This window comes from Carnobacterium sp. TMP28, assembly GCF_047553015.1.
GTDB lineage: Bacteria > Bacillota > Bacilli > Lactobacillales > Carnobacteriaceae > Carnobacterium_A.
Map to the genome: position 1 here is coordinate 1059285 of NZ_CP180212.1, position 14184 is coordinate 1073468.

Consider the following 14184-nt stretch of genomic DNA (forward strand, 5'->3'; position numbering starts at 1 on the left):
CCTTTTTTAGTTTTATCTAGTTATGTTTCAACTTCTTTTAATTTAAGTAAGTGGATTAAAACGTTCTTTTTTTAGAATCTAACTGCAAGGTATTAACGATAATAGCAGCAGTCTCTTCAATTGATTTTGTTGCGACATTAATAACTAAACAATCCAGTTTATCGTATAACTTCTTTGCGAAAACCAATTCTTCATCAATGCGATCGATTTTTGAATAACCTGTTTCAGGATTTAATCCATATGCAATCATCCGTTCTCTTCTGATACTATTTAATACATGTCTATCGTTGGTTAACCCGACAATTTTTTTAGGGTTAACTTTCCATAAAGTCTCTGGAATATGAGCTTCAGGAACTAAAGGTAGATTAGCGACTTTGTAGTTTTGATTTGCCAAAAACATACTTAAAGGTGTTTTAGACGTACGTGAAATACCTAACAAAACAATATCAGCTTCCAAAAAGCCTTTCGGATCTCGACCATCATCGTATTTAACGGCAAACTCAATTGCGCTAATACGGTCAAAATAATTGTCATTTAATTGGTGTAGTATCCCTGGTTCTTCTAGAGGTTTAGTATTTGTTCGTTGCTCAATTTCTTTAACAACTGGATTGATGACATCAAAACAGAATAAATCATGGTCTTTACAGTAGGAAACAATTAAATTAGTTAATGTAGGAGATATTAATGTATGGATAACTAAAGCGTTGTCTTTATGTGCCTTTTCAAGAATCGAATAAAGTGTATCTTCTCCTCTAATGAAAGGATAGGCTGATACATTCGCATCTACGCCTGGGAATTGTGACATAGCTGCTTGTCCTAAGTTATTAGCTGTTCCACCAACAGAATCTGAAATAATATATAGGTTAATCTTTTTTTGTTTTTCCAATGAGATAGTCCTCTTTTCTAAAAAAAATACGAATCAATATATTTTGAATTCTTCTTTTCAATTATAACTGATTTTTTATAATAAAAGAAGGATAGTCCTCACAAACAAGTTTTTTAATAAGTAAAGGATAGTCAGTTCCAATAAACAGGCTTCTTGCCTTCTAGAATAGAGATACGTTATAATGAGAAACAGGAACCATTCAAGGGAGATGCTTAAAAACATGAGTGCAGTTGAAAAAGCCATTACTATTTTGAAAGAAAATGGGTACAAATATACAGACAAACGTGAACAAATGGTATCAATTTTTGTTAATGAAGACCGCTATTTGACTGCAAAAGAAGTTCATCTGTTACTAAAAAAATCTTATCCAACGATAAGTTACGATACGATATACCGTAACTTATATACTTTTGTTAAAGTAGATATTCTAGAAGAAACTGAATTAAATGGAGAAAAAATGTTCCGTTTTGGGTGTATGCATCAAGGACATCACCACCATTTTATTTGTACAAGTTGTGGAATGACTAAAAATATCCAAATGTGTCCAATGAATTTTTTCAAAGAGCAACTAAGTGGCTGTGAAATTGAGTCACATCGATTCGAAATTTTTGGGAAATGCAAAGAATGTTCAGATAAAAACAACTCTTAAGTAACTTTAATAGAAAAATAGTGTCAAGATAAGGCTATTTTAATGCTTTTTTTACACTATTTTCAATAAAAAGCAAATACTTTGTTGACGTAAAAAAATACATTCGATATAATAAGGAAGGACTGTTCTTAGTTTCTACAAAAATAATGTTGTCTAACTAACGAATGGTTACTTTTACAAGCACGGAGGGAGGGAATTTACAATGTCAAAAACAGTTATTAAGAAAAATGAATCTCTTGATGATGCTCTTCGTCGCTTCAAACGCTCCGTTTCCAAAACTGGTACTTTACAAGAAGCCCGTAAACGCGAATTCTACGAAAAACCAAGTGTGAAACGTAAGAAGAAATCTGAGGCGGCTAGAAAACGTAAGTTCTAATCAGATAACGCATAGGAATTGAGGGTGAGAAAGTTTTGTCACTTCTAACAATCATAAACGATGATATTAAAACTGCTATGAAAGCTAAAGATAAAAATACTTTGGCTGTTTTGCGCATGCTAAAAGCTGCATTTCAAAACGAAAAAATTAAAACAGGTAATGAATTGAGTGAGGATGAGGAATTAACACTTCTTTCTCGCGAGATGAAGCAAAGACGTGAATCTCTAGTAGAGTTTAAAAAAGCTAATAGAGAAGACTTGGTTGAGCAAACAAATCAAGCAATCAAACTCGTCGGAAAATATTTACCTCAACAACTTTCTGAAGAAGAATTACAAGTGATTATATCAAAAGCTGTTTCTGAAGTTAATGCTACCTCAATGAAAGATTTTGGTAAAGTTATGGGTGTTGTTATGCCAGTAACTAAAGGCAAAGCAGAAGGAAACGTGATTAATCGCCTAGTTAAAGATCAACTGAATTAGAGTATGATAAAAGAGCAAAGGTCTATTCCTTTGTTCTTTTATTTTGTTCTTTTATCACTAAATTCAGATAAATAAAATACAATAGTCAGAATACTACATAATTTTCTTCCAGATAAAGAATCAAAACTATAAATTAGTATCATACTTGTGGTAAAATACTAATGTGTTCAATAATACTGATGAAAATCCTAGCCTATTTAATAGCGGAATAAAAAGAATCAAACAGAATAAAAAGGGGTGTCGAATGTTTGTCTAGTAAAAAAGTAGAATCATATAGCTTTGAATTAAATGAAACAGAAGATATACAAGTATTATTTGGTTCTCAAGATAGAAATGTGCAATTAATTGAAGAAATGATGGAATTAACTATTAATAGTCGTGGCAATAAAATAGAAGTTATTGGCTCAATTGAAATGGGTCAAAAAATCGAAATGATTTTAACTAAATTACAAGAATTAATCAATAAAAATATTTCTATAAGTGAACCAGACGTTGTTACTGCTATTAAAATGGCGCAAGAAGGAACGTTAGATTATTTTGTAAGTATGTATGACAAAGAAATTGGTAAAAATTTTGCAGGAAATCTAATACGTGCGAAAAATTTTGGGCAACGTCGCTACGTTAAATCTATAACGGATCATGCGGTTACTTTTGGTATTGGTCCTGCTGGAACAGGTAAAACTTATCTAGCCGTTGTTATGGCAATCAATGCGCTAAAAAATGGAGAAGTTAAAAAAATTATCTTAACACGACCTGCTGTTGAGGCGGGAGAACATTTAGGGTTTTTACCAGGAGACTTAAAAGAAAAAGTAGACCCTTATTTAAGACCTATTTATGATGCTCTTTATAACCTTTTTGGATTGGAACATACTAATCGCTTAATGGAACGTGGTGTGATAGAAATCGCTCCTTTGGCTTACATGCGTGGTCGCACATTAGAAGATGCATTTGTCATACTAGATGAAGCGCAAAATACAACTGTTTCACAAATGAAGATGTTTTTGACTCGTTTAGGATTTGGGTCACAGATGGTTATTAATGGTGACGTTACTCAAATTGATTTGCCAAAAGGAGCTACTAGCGGATTAACGCATGCTGAAGGAATACTTAATCATGTCAAAAACATCAACTTTGTTTATTTTGACTCAAAAGATGTTGTAAGACACCCAGTCGTTGCAAGTATCATAGAAGCCTATGATGAAAAAAAGAAACTCAGTTAATCACTTAAGTATGATTAACAGTCGTTAGGATGTGAATGAATGCGTAGATACTTGACTATCATACAAAATAAAATGGGGAAATTTTATATTCCTATCTTACTTCTTATTTTTTCGATTGCGATTTTCTTTATTTTGTATAGTAACTTAAAACCAAGAGTGCTAGATATCGAACTTTATCAAGTTTCTGATGAAACTATTCGTGCTCAGTCAACTGTTGAAGATTTAGAAAAAACTATTGAAAATAGGCAAGTAGCAGCTGATAATGTTGCTCCAGTTTACTCTTACAATGCCGACTTAAACAGTATCCAAACAGAAAAAATCCATTTGTTATTTGCTACTGTTAAAGAGACGAATAAATTAGCAGAAGAACAGTATCAAGAAGCAGTTAAAGATGAAAAAAGTAAAGCGGATTTAAATGAAAAAGAAGAAAATAAAACACCAACTGTCGTTGCTAAAAGATTAACACCAAAAGAAAAGTTTTCTCTTTTTAATGCTAAATTAATAAACAACGATGAAGAAACAAAAGAATTTGTCAATTCATTACCGGAGTGGTCGGTTCTTGAATTACTTGGGGCTGCTGAAGGAATAGCGAATCAAATCGAAAAAGCGACAACAAAAACGCTTTCTGATGTTATGTCTACTTCTATTAGAGTTGACGAATTGAGTAAAAAAAAGCAAGAGGCCATCGCTAGTTTAGACTATTGGGAATTTACTGCTGATCAACAACGAGTAGCTAGTTTAATTTTAGATAATTCTCTCATTGAAAACAATGTTTACAACGATCAAGTAACACAAAAACAACGTGAAAGTGCGAAAGCTTCTGTTCAACCGGCATTAATCTTACAAGGTCAAGTAATCGTACAAGAAGGGTATGTTGTTGATAGTAATGTTATAAAGCAAGTCAAATTGCTTGGTTTACTAGACAATAAGTCTTCTTACCACCTTTTTTATAGTTTATTCTTACTTTTATTAGCACAAGCATTGGTTTTATTTTATCTAGGTAAGACAAAAAAAGATTCTTTATTAAAAAAAGGTCAGGAATTAACTTTATATGTATTAGCAATGACAAGTACGTTACTAGTGTTAAAAGGTCTCTCGTTAATGCAAGAATCAGGATTAGCCAACATTAGTTTACTATTTCCGGCTGCATTAGCCCCGATAGTATTAACAACGTTTAGTTCAAGAAGATACGGTATTGTTTCAAATGGATTTTTAGTTGCGTTTTCTCTCTTTCTATTTAGAGAAAATACCGGTTCCAATAGTACTTTTATCTTATCTTTATTTTATTTGTTTAGTGGTATGATGGGAACAATGATTACAAAGAAAAGAATTGTTGATCAATTTTTAAATACATTTATGTGGGTATCCTTTTTTAATGCACTATTTATTGGGTCACTTATTTTCTACTTAAATTTATCGTTTTTCTCTAGTGATGCTCTATTAATCAGTTTGTTTGCATTAGGAAGTGGATTAATTTCATACTTTTTAGCAGTTTTATTTTCACCTTATCTTGAATTATTGTTTACAGACAATGCTGTATTAACGTTAATGAAATTAGAAAATCCAGCAAATCCTTTATTAAAAGAACTTGTTACAAAAACACCAGGTACATACCACCATAGCTTAATGGTTGCCAATTTAAGTGCAAACGCTGTAGGGGCAATAGGTGGTGATGCTTTGTTTGCTAGAGTTGCTTGTTATTACCACGATGTCGGTAAATTAAGACATTCGCTTTTCTTTGTCGAAAATTTATCTTCAGGCATGGAGAATCCGCATAACTTATTGACACCTTATGAGAGCAGAGATATTATCTTTGGACATGTTAGTGAAGGGGTAAAGATACTAAAAGAAGCAAAAATGCCACAATCGATTATTGATATTTGTGCTCAACACCATGGAACAACCTTGATGAAGTTCTTTTATATTAAAGCAAAAGAATTAGATGAGACCGTTCAAGAATCAGACTTTAGGTATCCGGGACCAAAACCACAAACAAAAGAAGCAGCCGTCATCAATATAGCAGACAGTGCAGAAGCAGCTGTTCGTTCAATGACAAAACCAACAAAAGAAACGATAGAACGGTTTATTCACCAATTGATTAATAGTCGAATGACAGATGGACAATTTGATGAATGTACCATCTCTATTAAGGAATTGAAAATAGTAGAAAAATCTATCTGTGAAGGATTAAATGGTACATTTCATTCAAGAATTGAATACCCAAGTTTAGACGATAAAAACTTGAGTAAAAGCAATGTATAATTTTTCTATTGCACTAAGGAGGCACAATACAATATGGAAATAGATTTATTTGATGAAACAAATAAGATTACAGTAGAACAAAAAGAAATGGTTCAAGCTATTTTAGATTTTTCTGGAGACTATCTTCATTTAGAAAAAGAAACTGAATTATCTGTTTTATTTGTTGACAACGAAAAGATTCAAGAGATTAACCGAGAATTTCGATTTAAAGATCAACCAACAGATGTTATTAGTTTTGCTCTCGAGGACGAAGTTGAAAATGATTTAATTTTAAATTTGGCTGATTTCGAAGGGGTACTTCCTAGAAATATCGGGGATATCGTTATTTCAGTTGATAAAGCAATAGAACAAGCTGATGAGTACGGGCATTCGCTTAATCGTGAGTTGGGTTTTCTTGCTCTTCATGGGTTCTTACATTTGAATGGTTACGATCATATGGAGCCAAATGAAGAAAAAGAAATGTTCGGCTTGCAGAAAGAGATATTAGATGCCTATGGACTCCAAAGATAATAAAGATGTATGTAAAAACTCATGCTTTATTGATTCCTTTAAGTATGCTTTCAAAGGGATTCAAACTGTCTTTCAAGAAGAGCGTAATATGCGTACTCACCTTATTTTAGGAATTACGATTCTCATTATTTCATCTTTTCTAGGACTCAAGCAAAACGAATGGCTTTGGATTATACTGAGTGTTTTTTTGGTCTTGGTTATGGAAATTTTAAATACAATTATTGAAAATGTTGTTGATTTAATAACAGAACATCAGTACCATCCACTAGCAAAAAAAGCAAAAGATATGGCGGCAGCAGCTGTTCTAAGTACAGCGTTTTTTTCAATTATTACGGCGACTATTATACTTTTACCGAAACTATTTATACTATTTATTTAAAAAGGAGAATTAAATCATGACAACTACTAAACAAGTAACCCAACAATTAATAAAAGAAGCAACGGAAATGTTAGAAAATGCTTATGTACCTTATTCAAAATTTCCAGTAGGTGCATCACTCATAACAGATGATGGAATAATCTATAGTGGCTGTAATATTGAAAATGCTTCTTACGGATTGAGTAATTGTGCAGAGCGGACAGCTATTTTTAAAGCGGTATCTGAAGGCAAGAAAACATTTAAACAATTAGTTGTAACAGGTAAAACAACCGGACCTATTTCTCCTTGTGGCGCATGCAGACAAGTTATGGTAGAATTCTGTGAGCCGGATATGCCGGTGCTATTAACAAATACAAATGGAGATAAATATGAAACCACGGTAAAAGAACTTTTACCTGGTGCGTTTCAATCGGAGGATATGGTTTAATGGACAATAATAAAGAACACACATCAGGATTTGTTTCTATTGTAGGACGTCCAAATGTAGGCAAGTCAACTTTGCTAAATAGAGTTGTTGGCCAAAAAATCGCTATTATGAGTGATAAAGCTCAAACAACAAGAAATAAAATTCAAGGTATTTATACGACAGACGATTCACAAATAGTCTTCATAGATACTCCAGGAATTCATAAACCCAAACACCGTTTAGGAGATTTCATGGTAGAATCTGCTTTAAGCAGCTTAAGAGGAGTAGATGCTATTCTTTTCATGGTAAGTGCTGTTGAAAAACGTGGCCCTGGTGATAATTTTATTATCGATAAATTAAAAGAGCAAAAGACTCCTGTATTTTTATTAATTAATAAAATTGATGAAATTCATCCGGATAAATTACTAGAAATTATCGATGATTATCGTACAGAAATGGAATTCGAACAAATTATCCCGATTTCAGCTACCGAGGGAAATAATGTTGATACCTTGCTTTCTGAAATCCTTAAGTATTTACCTGAAGGACCTCAGTTCTACCCAGAAGATCAAGTAACAGATCATCCTGAATATTTTATCGTTTCAGAGTTGATACGTGAAAAAGTATTGCAATTGACACGCGAAGAAGTCCCTCATTCAGTTGCAGTAGTTGTTGAAAGTATGCAAAGAAACGAACTTGGTAAAGTTCAAGTTCATGCAGCAGTGATTGTTGAACGCTCAAGTCAAAAAGGAATTATTATTGGTAAAGGCGGCAAGATGTTAAAAGATATAGGCATCCGTGCTCGTCGCGATATTGAAGTTCTTTTAGGGGATAAAATTTATTTAGACCTTTGGGTAAAAGTACAAAAAGATTGGCGTGATCGTCAAACAAACTTACAAGATTTTGGATACCGCAAAGAAGATTATTAATTAGTCGTGAATGGAAAGAAGAAAAATCTCACTTACTCTAGTGGGGTTTTCTTTTCTATTTTATCTATTTGCTAGAGTCTAAAGCTAAGAAAGGAGTAGGTAGCTTGTCAGAATTGCAGGAAACAGAAGGGATTGTAATCTCTATTCGTAATTACAAAGAGAGTGATCGGCTCGTCAAAATTTTTACATCTAAACTAGGTAAAAGAATGTTTTTTATCAAAGGTTCTCGAAAATCTAACAGTAATTTGAAAGCTGCTGTACTTCCTTTCACTATGGCAACATACATTACTGATATTAAAGATACGGGTCTTGGTTTTATTCGAGATGCTAAAGACTTAATTCATCTAAATCAGTTGCATACAGATATTTTTCTAAATGCGTATGCTACTTATATACTCAGTTTAGTTGATGTAGCGATTGAAGATGGTGTGCCTGATCCAACTTTATTTCATAAAGCGAAACAATTGCTCATAGAAATAGATAATGGGACAGATCCTGAAATTTTAGTGAATATTTTTGAAGTTCAAATATTACCTTATTTCGGAGTTGCACCTGAATGGCGAGGCTGTCGTGAATGTGGTGAAACAATAGGCCCATTTGACTATTCAGGAAGTTACGGTGGTTTGCTTTGTCAAAAACATTGGAATTTAGACAAGTATCGTTACCATGCAAGCCAACGAGCCATTTATTTTTTACGTCTATTTTCAGTTGTTTCAATGGACCATCTAGGGACAATTAAAGTAAAAGATGAAACAAAAAAAGAAATTAGAGTAGTTTTAGACATGATTTATGACGAATCTGTTGGGATAAAATTAAAAAGTAAGCGATTCATTGATCAAATGTATCAATGGGGCGATCTATTATTAGATAGAAAGCCACATTCAACTGAATAAATGTGTTGAATTTTAAAAGAAAGGATTGACAAATGTTTCTCTAGAGAGATATGATAGTGCCAATAGAATAAAACAGCGTAGAAAGAAAAAAGTAGATTTTATATTCTTGTTTTCAGCGAATCTGGGATAGTGAAAGCCAGAACAAGAGAAAAATTGAAAGGCATTCTGGAGCTGTCCAATAAAGATGCTAGTAGTTATATACTGGAATTAGGGTGGAACCGCGATGAAAGTCGTCCCTATGTTGATAATTATCAACATAGGGACGACTTTTTTATTTTATACTAAATAATAAAAAGGAGTGTTTTAAATGAAAAAAGAGCCGTTGACATTTCAAGAAATTATTCTAACATTACAAAATTACTGGTCAGATAAGGGTTGTTTATTAATGCAATCTTATGATACTGAAAAAGGAGCTGGAACTATGAGCCCTTATACCTTTTTGAGAGCGATTGGACCAGAACCATGGAATGCAGCTTACGTTGAGCCCTCAAGACGCCCAGGTGACGGTCGTTATGGGGAAAATCCCAACCGTTTATTTCAACATCACCAATTTCAAGTTGTTATGAAACCTTCACCAAAGAATATTCAAGAGCTTTATTTAGATAGTCTAGTTCTTTTAGGTATTGATCCATTAAAACACGATATTCGATTTGTTGAAGACAACTGGGAAAATCCTTCAATGGGTTGTGCAGGCTTGGGCTGGGAAGTTTGGCTGGATGGAATGGAAATCACCCAATTCACCTATTTTCAACAAGTTGGCGGATTAGACTGTTTTCCCGTTACCAGCGAACTAACTTACGGCTTAGAGCGCCTAGCTTCTTATATACAAGAAGTAGATAGTGTTTATGACATTCAATGGACAAAGGGAGTAAAATATGGTGAAATTTTTATTCAGCCTGAATTCGAACACTCCAAATACGCGTTTGAAAATAGCAATCAAGAATTATTGTTGCAATTATTTGAAGACTATGAAAAAGAAGCTACCGTTCAAATTGAATCAGGTTTAGTTCATCCAGCATATGACTATGTTTTAAAATGTAGCCATACCTTTAATTTACTAGATGCACGAGGAGCTGTTTCTGTTACTGAACGAGCTGGTTATTTAGCCCGTATACGTAAAATGGCACGAGCTATTGCGCTTGCTTTTGTTACTGAACGAGAAAAACTTGGTTATCCGTTGCTAAAAAATCAGATAAACTCTACTAAGGAGATAAACTAATATGACTAAAAATTTATTGTTAGAAATTGGCTTAGAAGAAATACCCGCTCATATTGTAGCACCAAGTAGACTGCAATTAGTTGAAAGAATGAAGCAATTTTTAGATGAAAATAGACTGAGCTATGGTGAAATCTTGCCTTTTTCTACACCGAGAAGATTAGCAGTTATTATTAAAGATCTTTCTGAAAAACAAGTAGATATTGAGGAGTCTGCTAAGGGACCAGCTAAAAAAATTGCACTAGACGCACAAGGAAATTGGAGTAAAGCGGCTATGGGATTTGTTCGTGGGCAAAAGTTAATGGTTGAGGATATTTATTTTAAAGAAATAAATGGTATAGAGTATGTCCATGTGGATAAATTTATTGAAGGATTACCAACTAAAACGATTTTAACAGATTTAGATAAGGTTATTACCTCAATGACTTTTCCAGTAAGTATGAATTGGGCTAATCACCATTTTAACTACATTAGGCCTATCCATTGGATTACAGCAATGTTGGATGACGAAATCATTCCATTCACTGTATTAGATATTGAAACATCCAATACTAGTAGAGGCCATCGTTTTCTCGGAAAAGATGTAACTTTTGAAACGGCATTAGACTATGAGCAAGTCTTAGAAAAAGTGTTTGTTATTGCTGATAGCGACAAACGTCAACACATGATCGTCTCTCAAGTTGATGCGATCGCAAAAGAACACGATTGGGCTGTTTCAATTGTTCCTAATCTGTTAGAAGAAATTAATAATTTAGTCGAATACCCTACAGCTTTTTATGGCAAGTATAATCCAGCTTATTTAGAAATACCTGAAGAAATATTGATCACTTCTATGAGGGATCACCAAAGATATGTGGATGTTGCTGATCATACTGGGAACTTATTGCCTTATTTTATTTCTGTTCGAAACGGAAATGCTGAGTTTATTGATAATGTTGTCAGAGGAAACGAAAAAGTCTTAACTGCTCGATTAGAAGATGCATTATTTTTCTATAAAGAAGATAAAAAATTATCGATTGATACATGTGTGGAACAGTTGAAACAAGTAACCTTCCATGAAAAAATTGGATCTGTATACGAAAAAATGCAGCGTGTTCGCTCTTTTGCAAGAACTATTGGAAAAACGGTTGGCTTAACCAACGAGGAACAGGTTAGTTTAGATCGTGCAGCAGAAATATATAAATTTGACTTGGTTACAAATGTTGTTGGAGAGTTTCCAGAATTACAAGGAGTCATGGGAGAAAAATACGCCTTGTTACAAGGTGAAACACCTGCTGTAGCAACAGCCATACGCGAACACTATTTACCTATCTCAAGTGATGGTGATTTACCTAAGAGTTCAATTGGTGCCGTGCTAGCTTTAGCAGATAAACTAGAGAGTATGATGTCTTTCTTCGCGATTGGAAAAGTCCCAACAGGTTCTAACGATCCCTTTGCATTGAGACGCCAAGCGTATGGATTAGTTCGTATTGTGACGAATGAAAATTGGTTCTTCCCGATGAATACACTTAGAAAAGACATTCTTAACACGCTATCCTCTGACTCAAATTCTTTACTATCTGGTTACGAAAAGAGTAGTTCAGAATTAGTTGGTTTTATAAAAGCACGTTTACAACAATTTATGCGCAATGAAAAAATACGCTACGACATTATTGAAGCAACTCTAAATTCAGATCAAGAAAACTTAGTTGATATGCTTAAAGCTGGCCGTGAATTAGAAAAACAGATAGCGGAACAGTCGTTTAAACCAACAATTGAATCATTAACGCGTGTATTAAATTTAACTAAAAAAAATAAAGAGAAAATTGATTTAGTAAATCAAAAAGTAGATAAAACACTATTTGAAACGGATTCTGAAATAAATTTGGCAAACCAGATTGAAAAAATAAATGCTGTTTTCGGTACGTTAGAAACAGAAGAAAAGTTCAAGGAATTAAAAAGTTTGCAACCTCATATTGACGCTTTCTTCGGAGAAAATATGGTTATGACGGATAATGAAGCTGTTAGAAATAATCGTTTATCTCTACTAAGTCAAATCGCTCTGCTTACTTTGTCCTTTGCAAGTATTGATAAATTAGTCGTTAAATAAAAAATACAGGTATTAATTTTTGCTTATCCTTCCACTAAAGATAACCTTTCTTTAGTGGGAGGATATTTAATAGAGTTTGACTTTCATTTAGGCTGCTTGTTGCTTATAATAAGTAAAGTACGCAATAGAGGAGGATTTCATGTTAAAACAGTTTTTTAGTTATTATCGGCCTTATAAAAAGTTATTCTATCTTGATTTTGGTTGTGCTATTTTAGCTGCAACATTAGAATTAGCCTTTCCAGTTGTGGTTAATCGAGTGATTAATCGCCTGTTGCCTTCGGGAAATTGGTCATTAATTGTTACCGTATCGCTTTTGCTGTTACTATTATATATAGTTAATACTGTGCTACAATACATAGTTGTTTATTTCGGCCATACATTAGGCGTTAACATCGAAACAGATATGCGTAGAGAACTTTATTCTCATCTCCAAAAACAACCGTTTAGCTACTATGATAATAAAAAAACAGGTAAGTTGATGGCGCGATTAACAACAGATTTATTTGAAATATCAGAAGTCGCTCATCATGGACCAGAAGATATTTTTATTACATTGATTACTTTAATAGGGGCTTTTGGTATTATGTTAACCATTCATGTCAAATTAGCTTTGGCAACATTTATTATGATTCCATTTATTATGATAGCCTTGATTATTTTCAATAAAAAAATGACTCACGTTAATATCGACATCTTTCGAAATTTAGGAAATTTTAATGCTGGAATTGAAGCTTCTGTAAGTGGCATTCGTGAAGTGCAAGCTTTCGCTAATGAAAAATATGAAGCCGGGCGTTTTGAAGTATTAAATCAGACCTATCGAAAATCAAAAATGTTATTTTACAAGATGATGGGAATTAGTTCTTCTTACAATTATTTCTTAATTCGCTTAATTAATTTATTTGCATTATTTTTCGGAGCGTTTTACACAATCAGAGGAGAAATTAATTATGGAGAATTTGTTGCATTTATTTTATTAGCGAATATATTTGTTCGTCCAATTGAAAAAGTGAATACAATGATTGAAAGTTACCCTAAAGGCATAGCAGGTTTTAAACGCTTCCGAGAAGAGTTAGGTAAAAAACCTAGTATCCAAGATAAGATTGATGCAAAAGTCTTGCCCTCAGTAGAGGGGACAATTCAATATAAAAATGTCTCGTTTTGGTATGATTCGACAAATAAAGTGCTAGAGCATATTCATTTATCTATTACTCAAGGAGAAACAATTGCTTTTGTTGGACCAAGTGGCGCAGGTAAAACAACTATTTGTAACTTATTGCCTCGTTTTTATGAAATAAATGAAGGGGAAATTTTAATTGATGGCATAAATATTCAAGATGTGACCATGCAGTCATTAAGAAAGCAAATAGGCATCGTTCAACAGGACGTCTTTTTATTTCCTGGAAGTCTTCGAGAAAATATTCGATACGGTAAATTGGATGCGAGTGAAGAGGAGATAACAGAGGTAGTTCGCTTGGCGCATTTAGAACAAGTTGTTTTAGACATGCCTGAAGGATTGGATACGATTATTGGAGAACGTGGGGTTAAACTATCTGGAGGACAAAAACAGCGAGTATCAATCGCTCGAATGTTTTTAAAAAATCCTGCTATTTTGATACTAGATGAAGCTACTTCAGCATTAGATACTGAAACAGAACAGGCTATTCAAGATTCGTTAAATTCATTGTCAGCTGGCAGAACGACTCTCGTTATTGCACATCGTCTAGCGACAATTAAGCATGCGACAAGGATTGTTGTCGTGAATGAGACAGGAATAGCTGAAGAAGGTAGCCACAGGGAATTAATGGCGTTAAATGGAACGTATCGACGTCTTTATGAAGCTCAATTCTTAGACTAATTTAGTTTTTATACCTATAGAGAGAAAAAATGCTT

Annotated in this window: 14 protein-coding genes; 13 read left to right on the top strand and 1 reads right to left on the bottom strand. The window is 33.4% G+C overall.

Annotated elements, in window-relative coordinates; all coding sequences use genetic code 11:
- Window positions 1-55: 55 nt before the first annotated feature.
- Window positions 56-892 carry a pyruvate, water dikinase regulatory protein gene (locus ACMHYH_RS05105; protein WP_414840351.1) on the bottom strand — a complete coding sequence of 279 codons (837 nt, stop codon included), beginning with the start codon at window positions 890-892 and terminating at the stop codon, window positions 56-58.
- 214 nt (window positions 893-1106) lie between these two features.
- Between ACMHYH_RS05105 and ACMHYH_RS05110 the strand changes: the two genes are divergently transcribed.
- From ACMHYH_RS05110 to ACMHYH_RS05170, 13 genes are all read left to right on the top strand, one after another.
- Complete coding sequence (locus tag ACMHYH_RS05110; protein WP_414840252.1) at window positions 1107-1535, top strand: Fur family transcriptional regulator; 429 nt, start codon at window positions 1107-1109, stop codon at window positions 1533-1535.
- A 202-nt stretch (window positions 1536-1737) separates the two neighbouring features.
- Window positions 1738-1911, top strand: coding sequence for a 30S ribosomal protein S21 (rpsU, locus tag ACMHYH_RS05115; RefSeq protein WP_007725241.1), 174 nt, complete (start codon window positions 1738-1740; stop codon window positions 1909-1911).
- A 35-nt stretch (window positions 1912-1946) separates the two neighbouring features.
- Window positions 1947-2390 (top strand): GatB/YqeY domain-containing protein, encoded by a 444-nt coding sequence (locus ACMHYH_RS05120; protein WP_414840253.1) that lies wholly within the window; start codon window positions 1947-1949, stop codon window positions 2388-2390.
- A 248-nt stretch (window positions 2391-2638) separates the two neighbouring features.
- Window positions 2639-3610, top strand: a complete 972-nt coding sequence (locus ACMHYH_RS05125) for a PhoH family protein (protein ID WP_414840254.1) — start codon at window positions 2639-2641, stop codon at window positions 3608-3610.
- A 39-nt stretch (window positions 3611-3649) separates the two neighbouring features.
- Complete coding sequence (locus ACMHYH_RS05130) at window positions 3650-5872, top strand: HD family phosphohydrolase (RefSeq protein ID WP_414840255.1); 2223 nt, start codon at window positions 3650-3652, stop codon at window positions 5870-5872.
- 33 nt (window positions 5873-5905) lie between these two features.
- A complete protein-coding gene (gene ybeY, locus ACMHYH_RS05135) occupies window positions 5906-6382 on the top strand; it encodes an rRNA maturation RNase YbeY (RefSeq protein WP_414840256.1) in 477 nt (158 codons plus the stop codon).
- A complete protein-coding gene (locus ACMHYH_RS05140; protein ID WP_414840257.1) occupies window positions 6360-6761 on the top strand; it encodes a diacylglycerol kinase family protein in 402 nt (133 codons plus the stop codon). The genes ybeY and ACMHYH_RS05140 overlap by 23 nt, the downstream gene beginning before the upstream one ends.
- Before the next feature lie 16 nt (window positions 6762-6777).
- Window positions 6778-7188: a cytidine deaminase gene (locus ACMHYH_RS05145; RefSeq protein ID WP_414840258.1), complete on the top strand. Its 411-nt coding sequence runs from the start codon at window positions 6778-6780 to the stop codon at window positions 7186-7188.
- Window positions 7188-8096 carry a GTPase Era gene (gene era, locus ACMHYH_RS05150; RefSeq protein ID WP_414840259.1) on the top strand — a complete coding sequence of 303 codons (909 nt, stop codon included), beginning with the start codon at window positions 7188-7190 and terminating at the stop codon, window positions 8094-8096. Before ACMHYH_RS05145 ends, era begins: the two co-directional genes overlap by 1 nt.
- A gap of 104 nt (window positions 8097-8200) precedes the next feature.
- Complete coding sequence (recO, locus tag ACMHYH_RS05155; RefSeq protein ID WP_414840260.1) at window positions 8201-8989, top strand: DNA repair protein RecO; 789 nt, start codon at window positions 8201-8203, stop codon at window positions 8987-8989.
- A gap of 307 nt (window positions 8990-9296) precedes the next feature.
- Complete coding sequence (gene glyQ, locus ACMHYH_RS05160; protein ID WP_414840261.1) at window positions 9297-10208, top strand: glycine--tRNA ligase subunit alpha; 912 nt, start codon at window positions 9297-9299, stop codon at window positions 10206-10208.
- Between the two features lies 1 nt (window position 10209).
- On the top strand, window positions 10210-12294 hold the full coding sequence (glyS, locus tag ACMHYH_RS05165) for a glycine--tRNA ligase subunit beta (RefSeq protein ID WP_414840262.1): 2085 nt from the start codon (window positions 10210-10212) through the stop codon (window positions 12292-12294).
- A 139-nt stretch (window positions 12295-12433) separates the two neighbouring features.
- On the top strand, window positions 12434-14149 hold the full coding sequence (locus ACMHYH_RS05170; protein ID WP_414840263.1) for an ABC transporter ATP-binding protein: 1716 nt from the start codon (window positions 12434-12436) through the stop codon (window positions 14147-14149).
- Window positions 14150-14184 lie beyond the last annotated feature (35 nt).

What these genes read in the sequence shown, in the direction of transcription:
- ACMHYH_RS05110 (WP_414840252.1), top strand. Translation starts at nt 1,107, where the DNA reads ATGAGTGCAGTTGAAAAAGCCATTACTATTTTGAAAGAAAATGGGTAC.
- rpsU (WP_007725241.1), top strand. Translation starts at nt 1,738, where the DNA reads ATGTCAAAAACAGTTATTAAGAAAAATGAATCTCTTGATGATGCTCTT.
- ACMHYH_RS05130 (WP_414840255.1), top strand. Translation starts at nt 3,650, where the DNA reads ATGCGTAGATACTTGACTATCATACAAAATAAAATGGGGAAATTTTAT.
- ybeY (WP_414840256.1), top strand. Translation starts at nt 5,906, where the DNA reads ATGGAAATAGATTTATTTGATGAAACAAATAAGATTACAGTAGAACAA.
- ACMHYH_RS05140 (WP_414840257.1), top strand. Translation starts at nt 6,360, where the DNA reads ATGCCTATGGACTCCAAAGATAATAAAGATGTATGTAAAAACTCATGC.
- ACMHYH_RS05145 (WP_414840258.1), top strand. Translation starts at nt 6,778, where the DNA reads ATGACAACTACTAAACAAGTAACCCAACAATTAATAAAAGAAGCAACG.
- era (WP_414840259.1), top strand. Translation starts at nt 7,188, where the DNA reads ATGGACAATAATAAAGAACACACATCAGGATTTGTTTCTATTGTAGGA.
- glyQ (WP_414840261.1), top strand. Translation starts at nt 9,297, where the DNA reads ATGAAAAAAGAGCCGTTGACATTTCAAGAAATTATTCTAACATTACAA.
- glyS (WP_414840262.1), top strand. Translation starts at nt 10,210, where the DNA reads ATGACTAAAAATTTATTGTTAGAAATTGGCTTAGAAGAAATACCCGCT.
- ACMHYH_RS05170 (WP_414840263.1), top strand. Translation starts at nt 12,434, where the DNA reads ATGTTAAAACAGTTTTTTAGTTATTATCGGCCTTATAAAAAGTTATTC.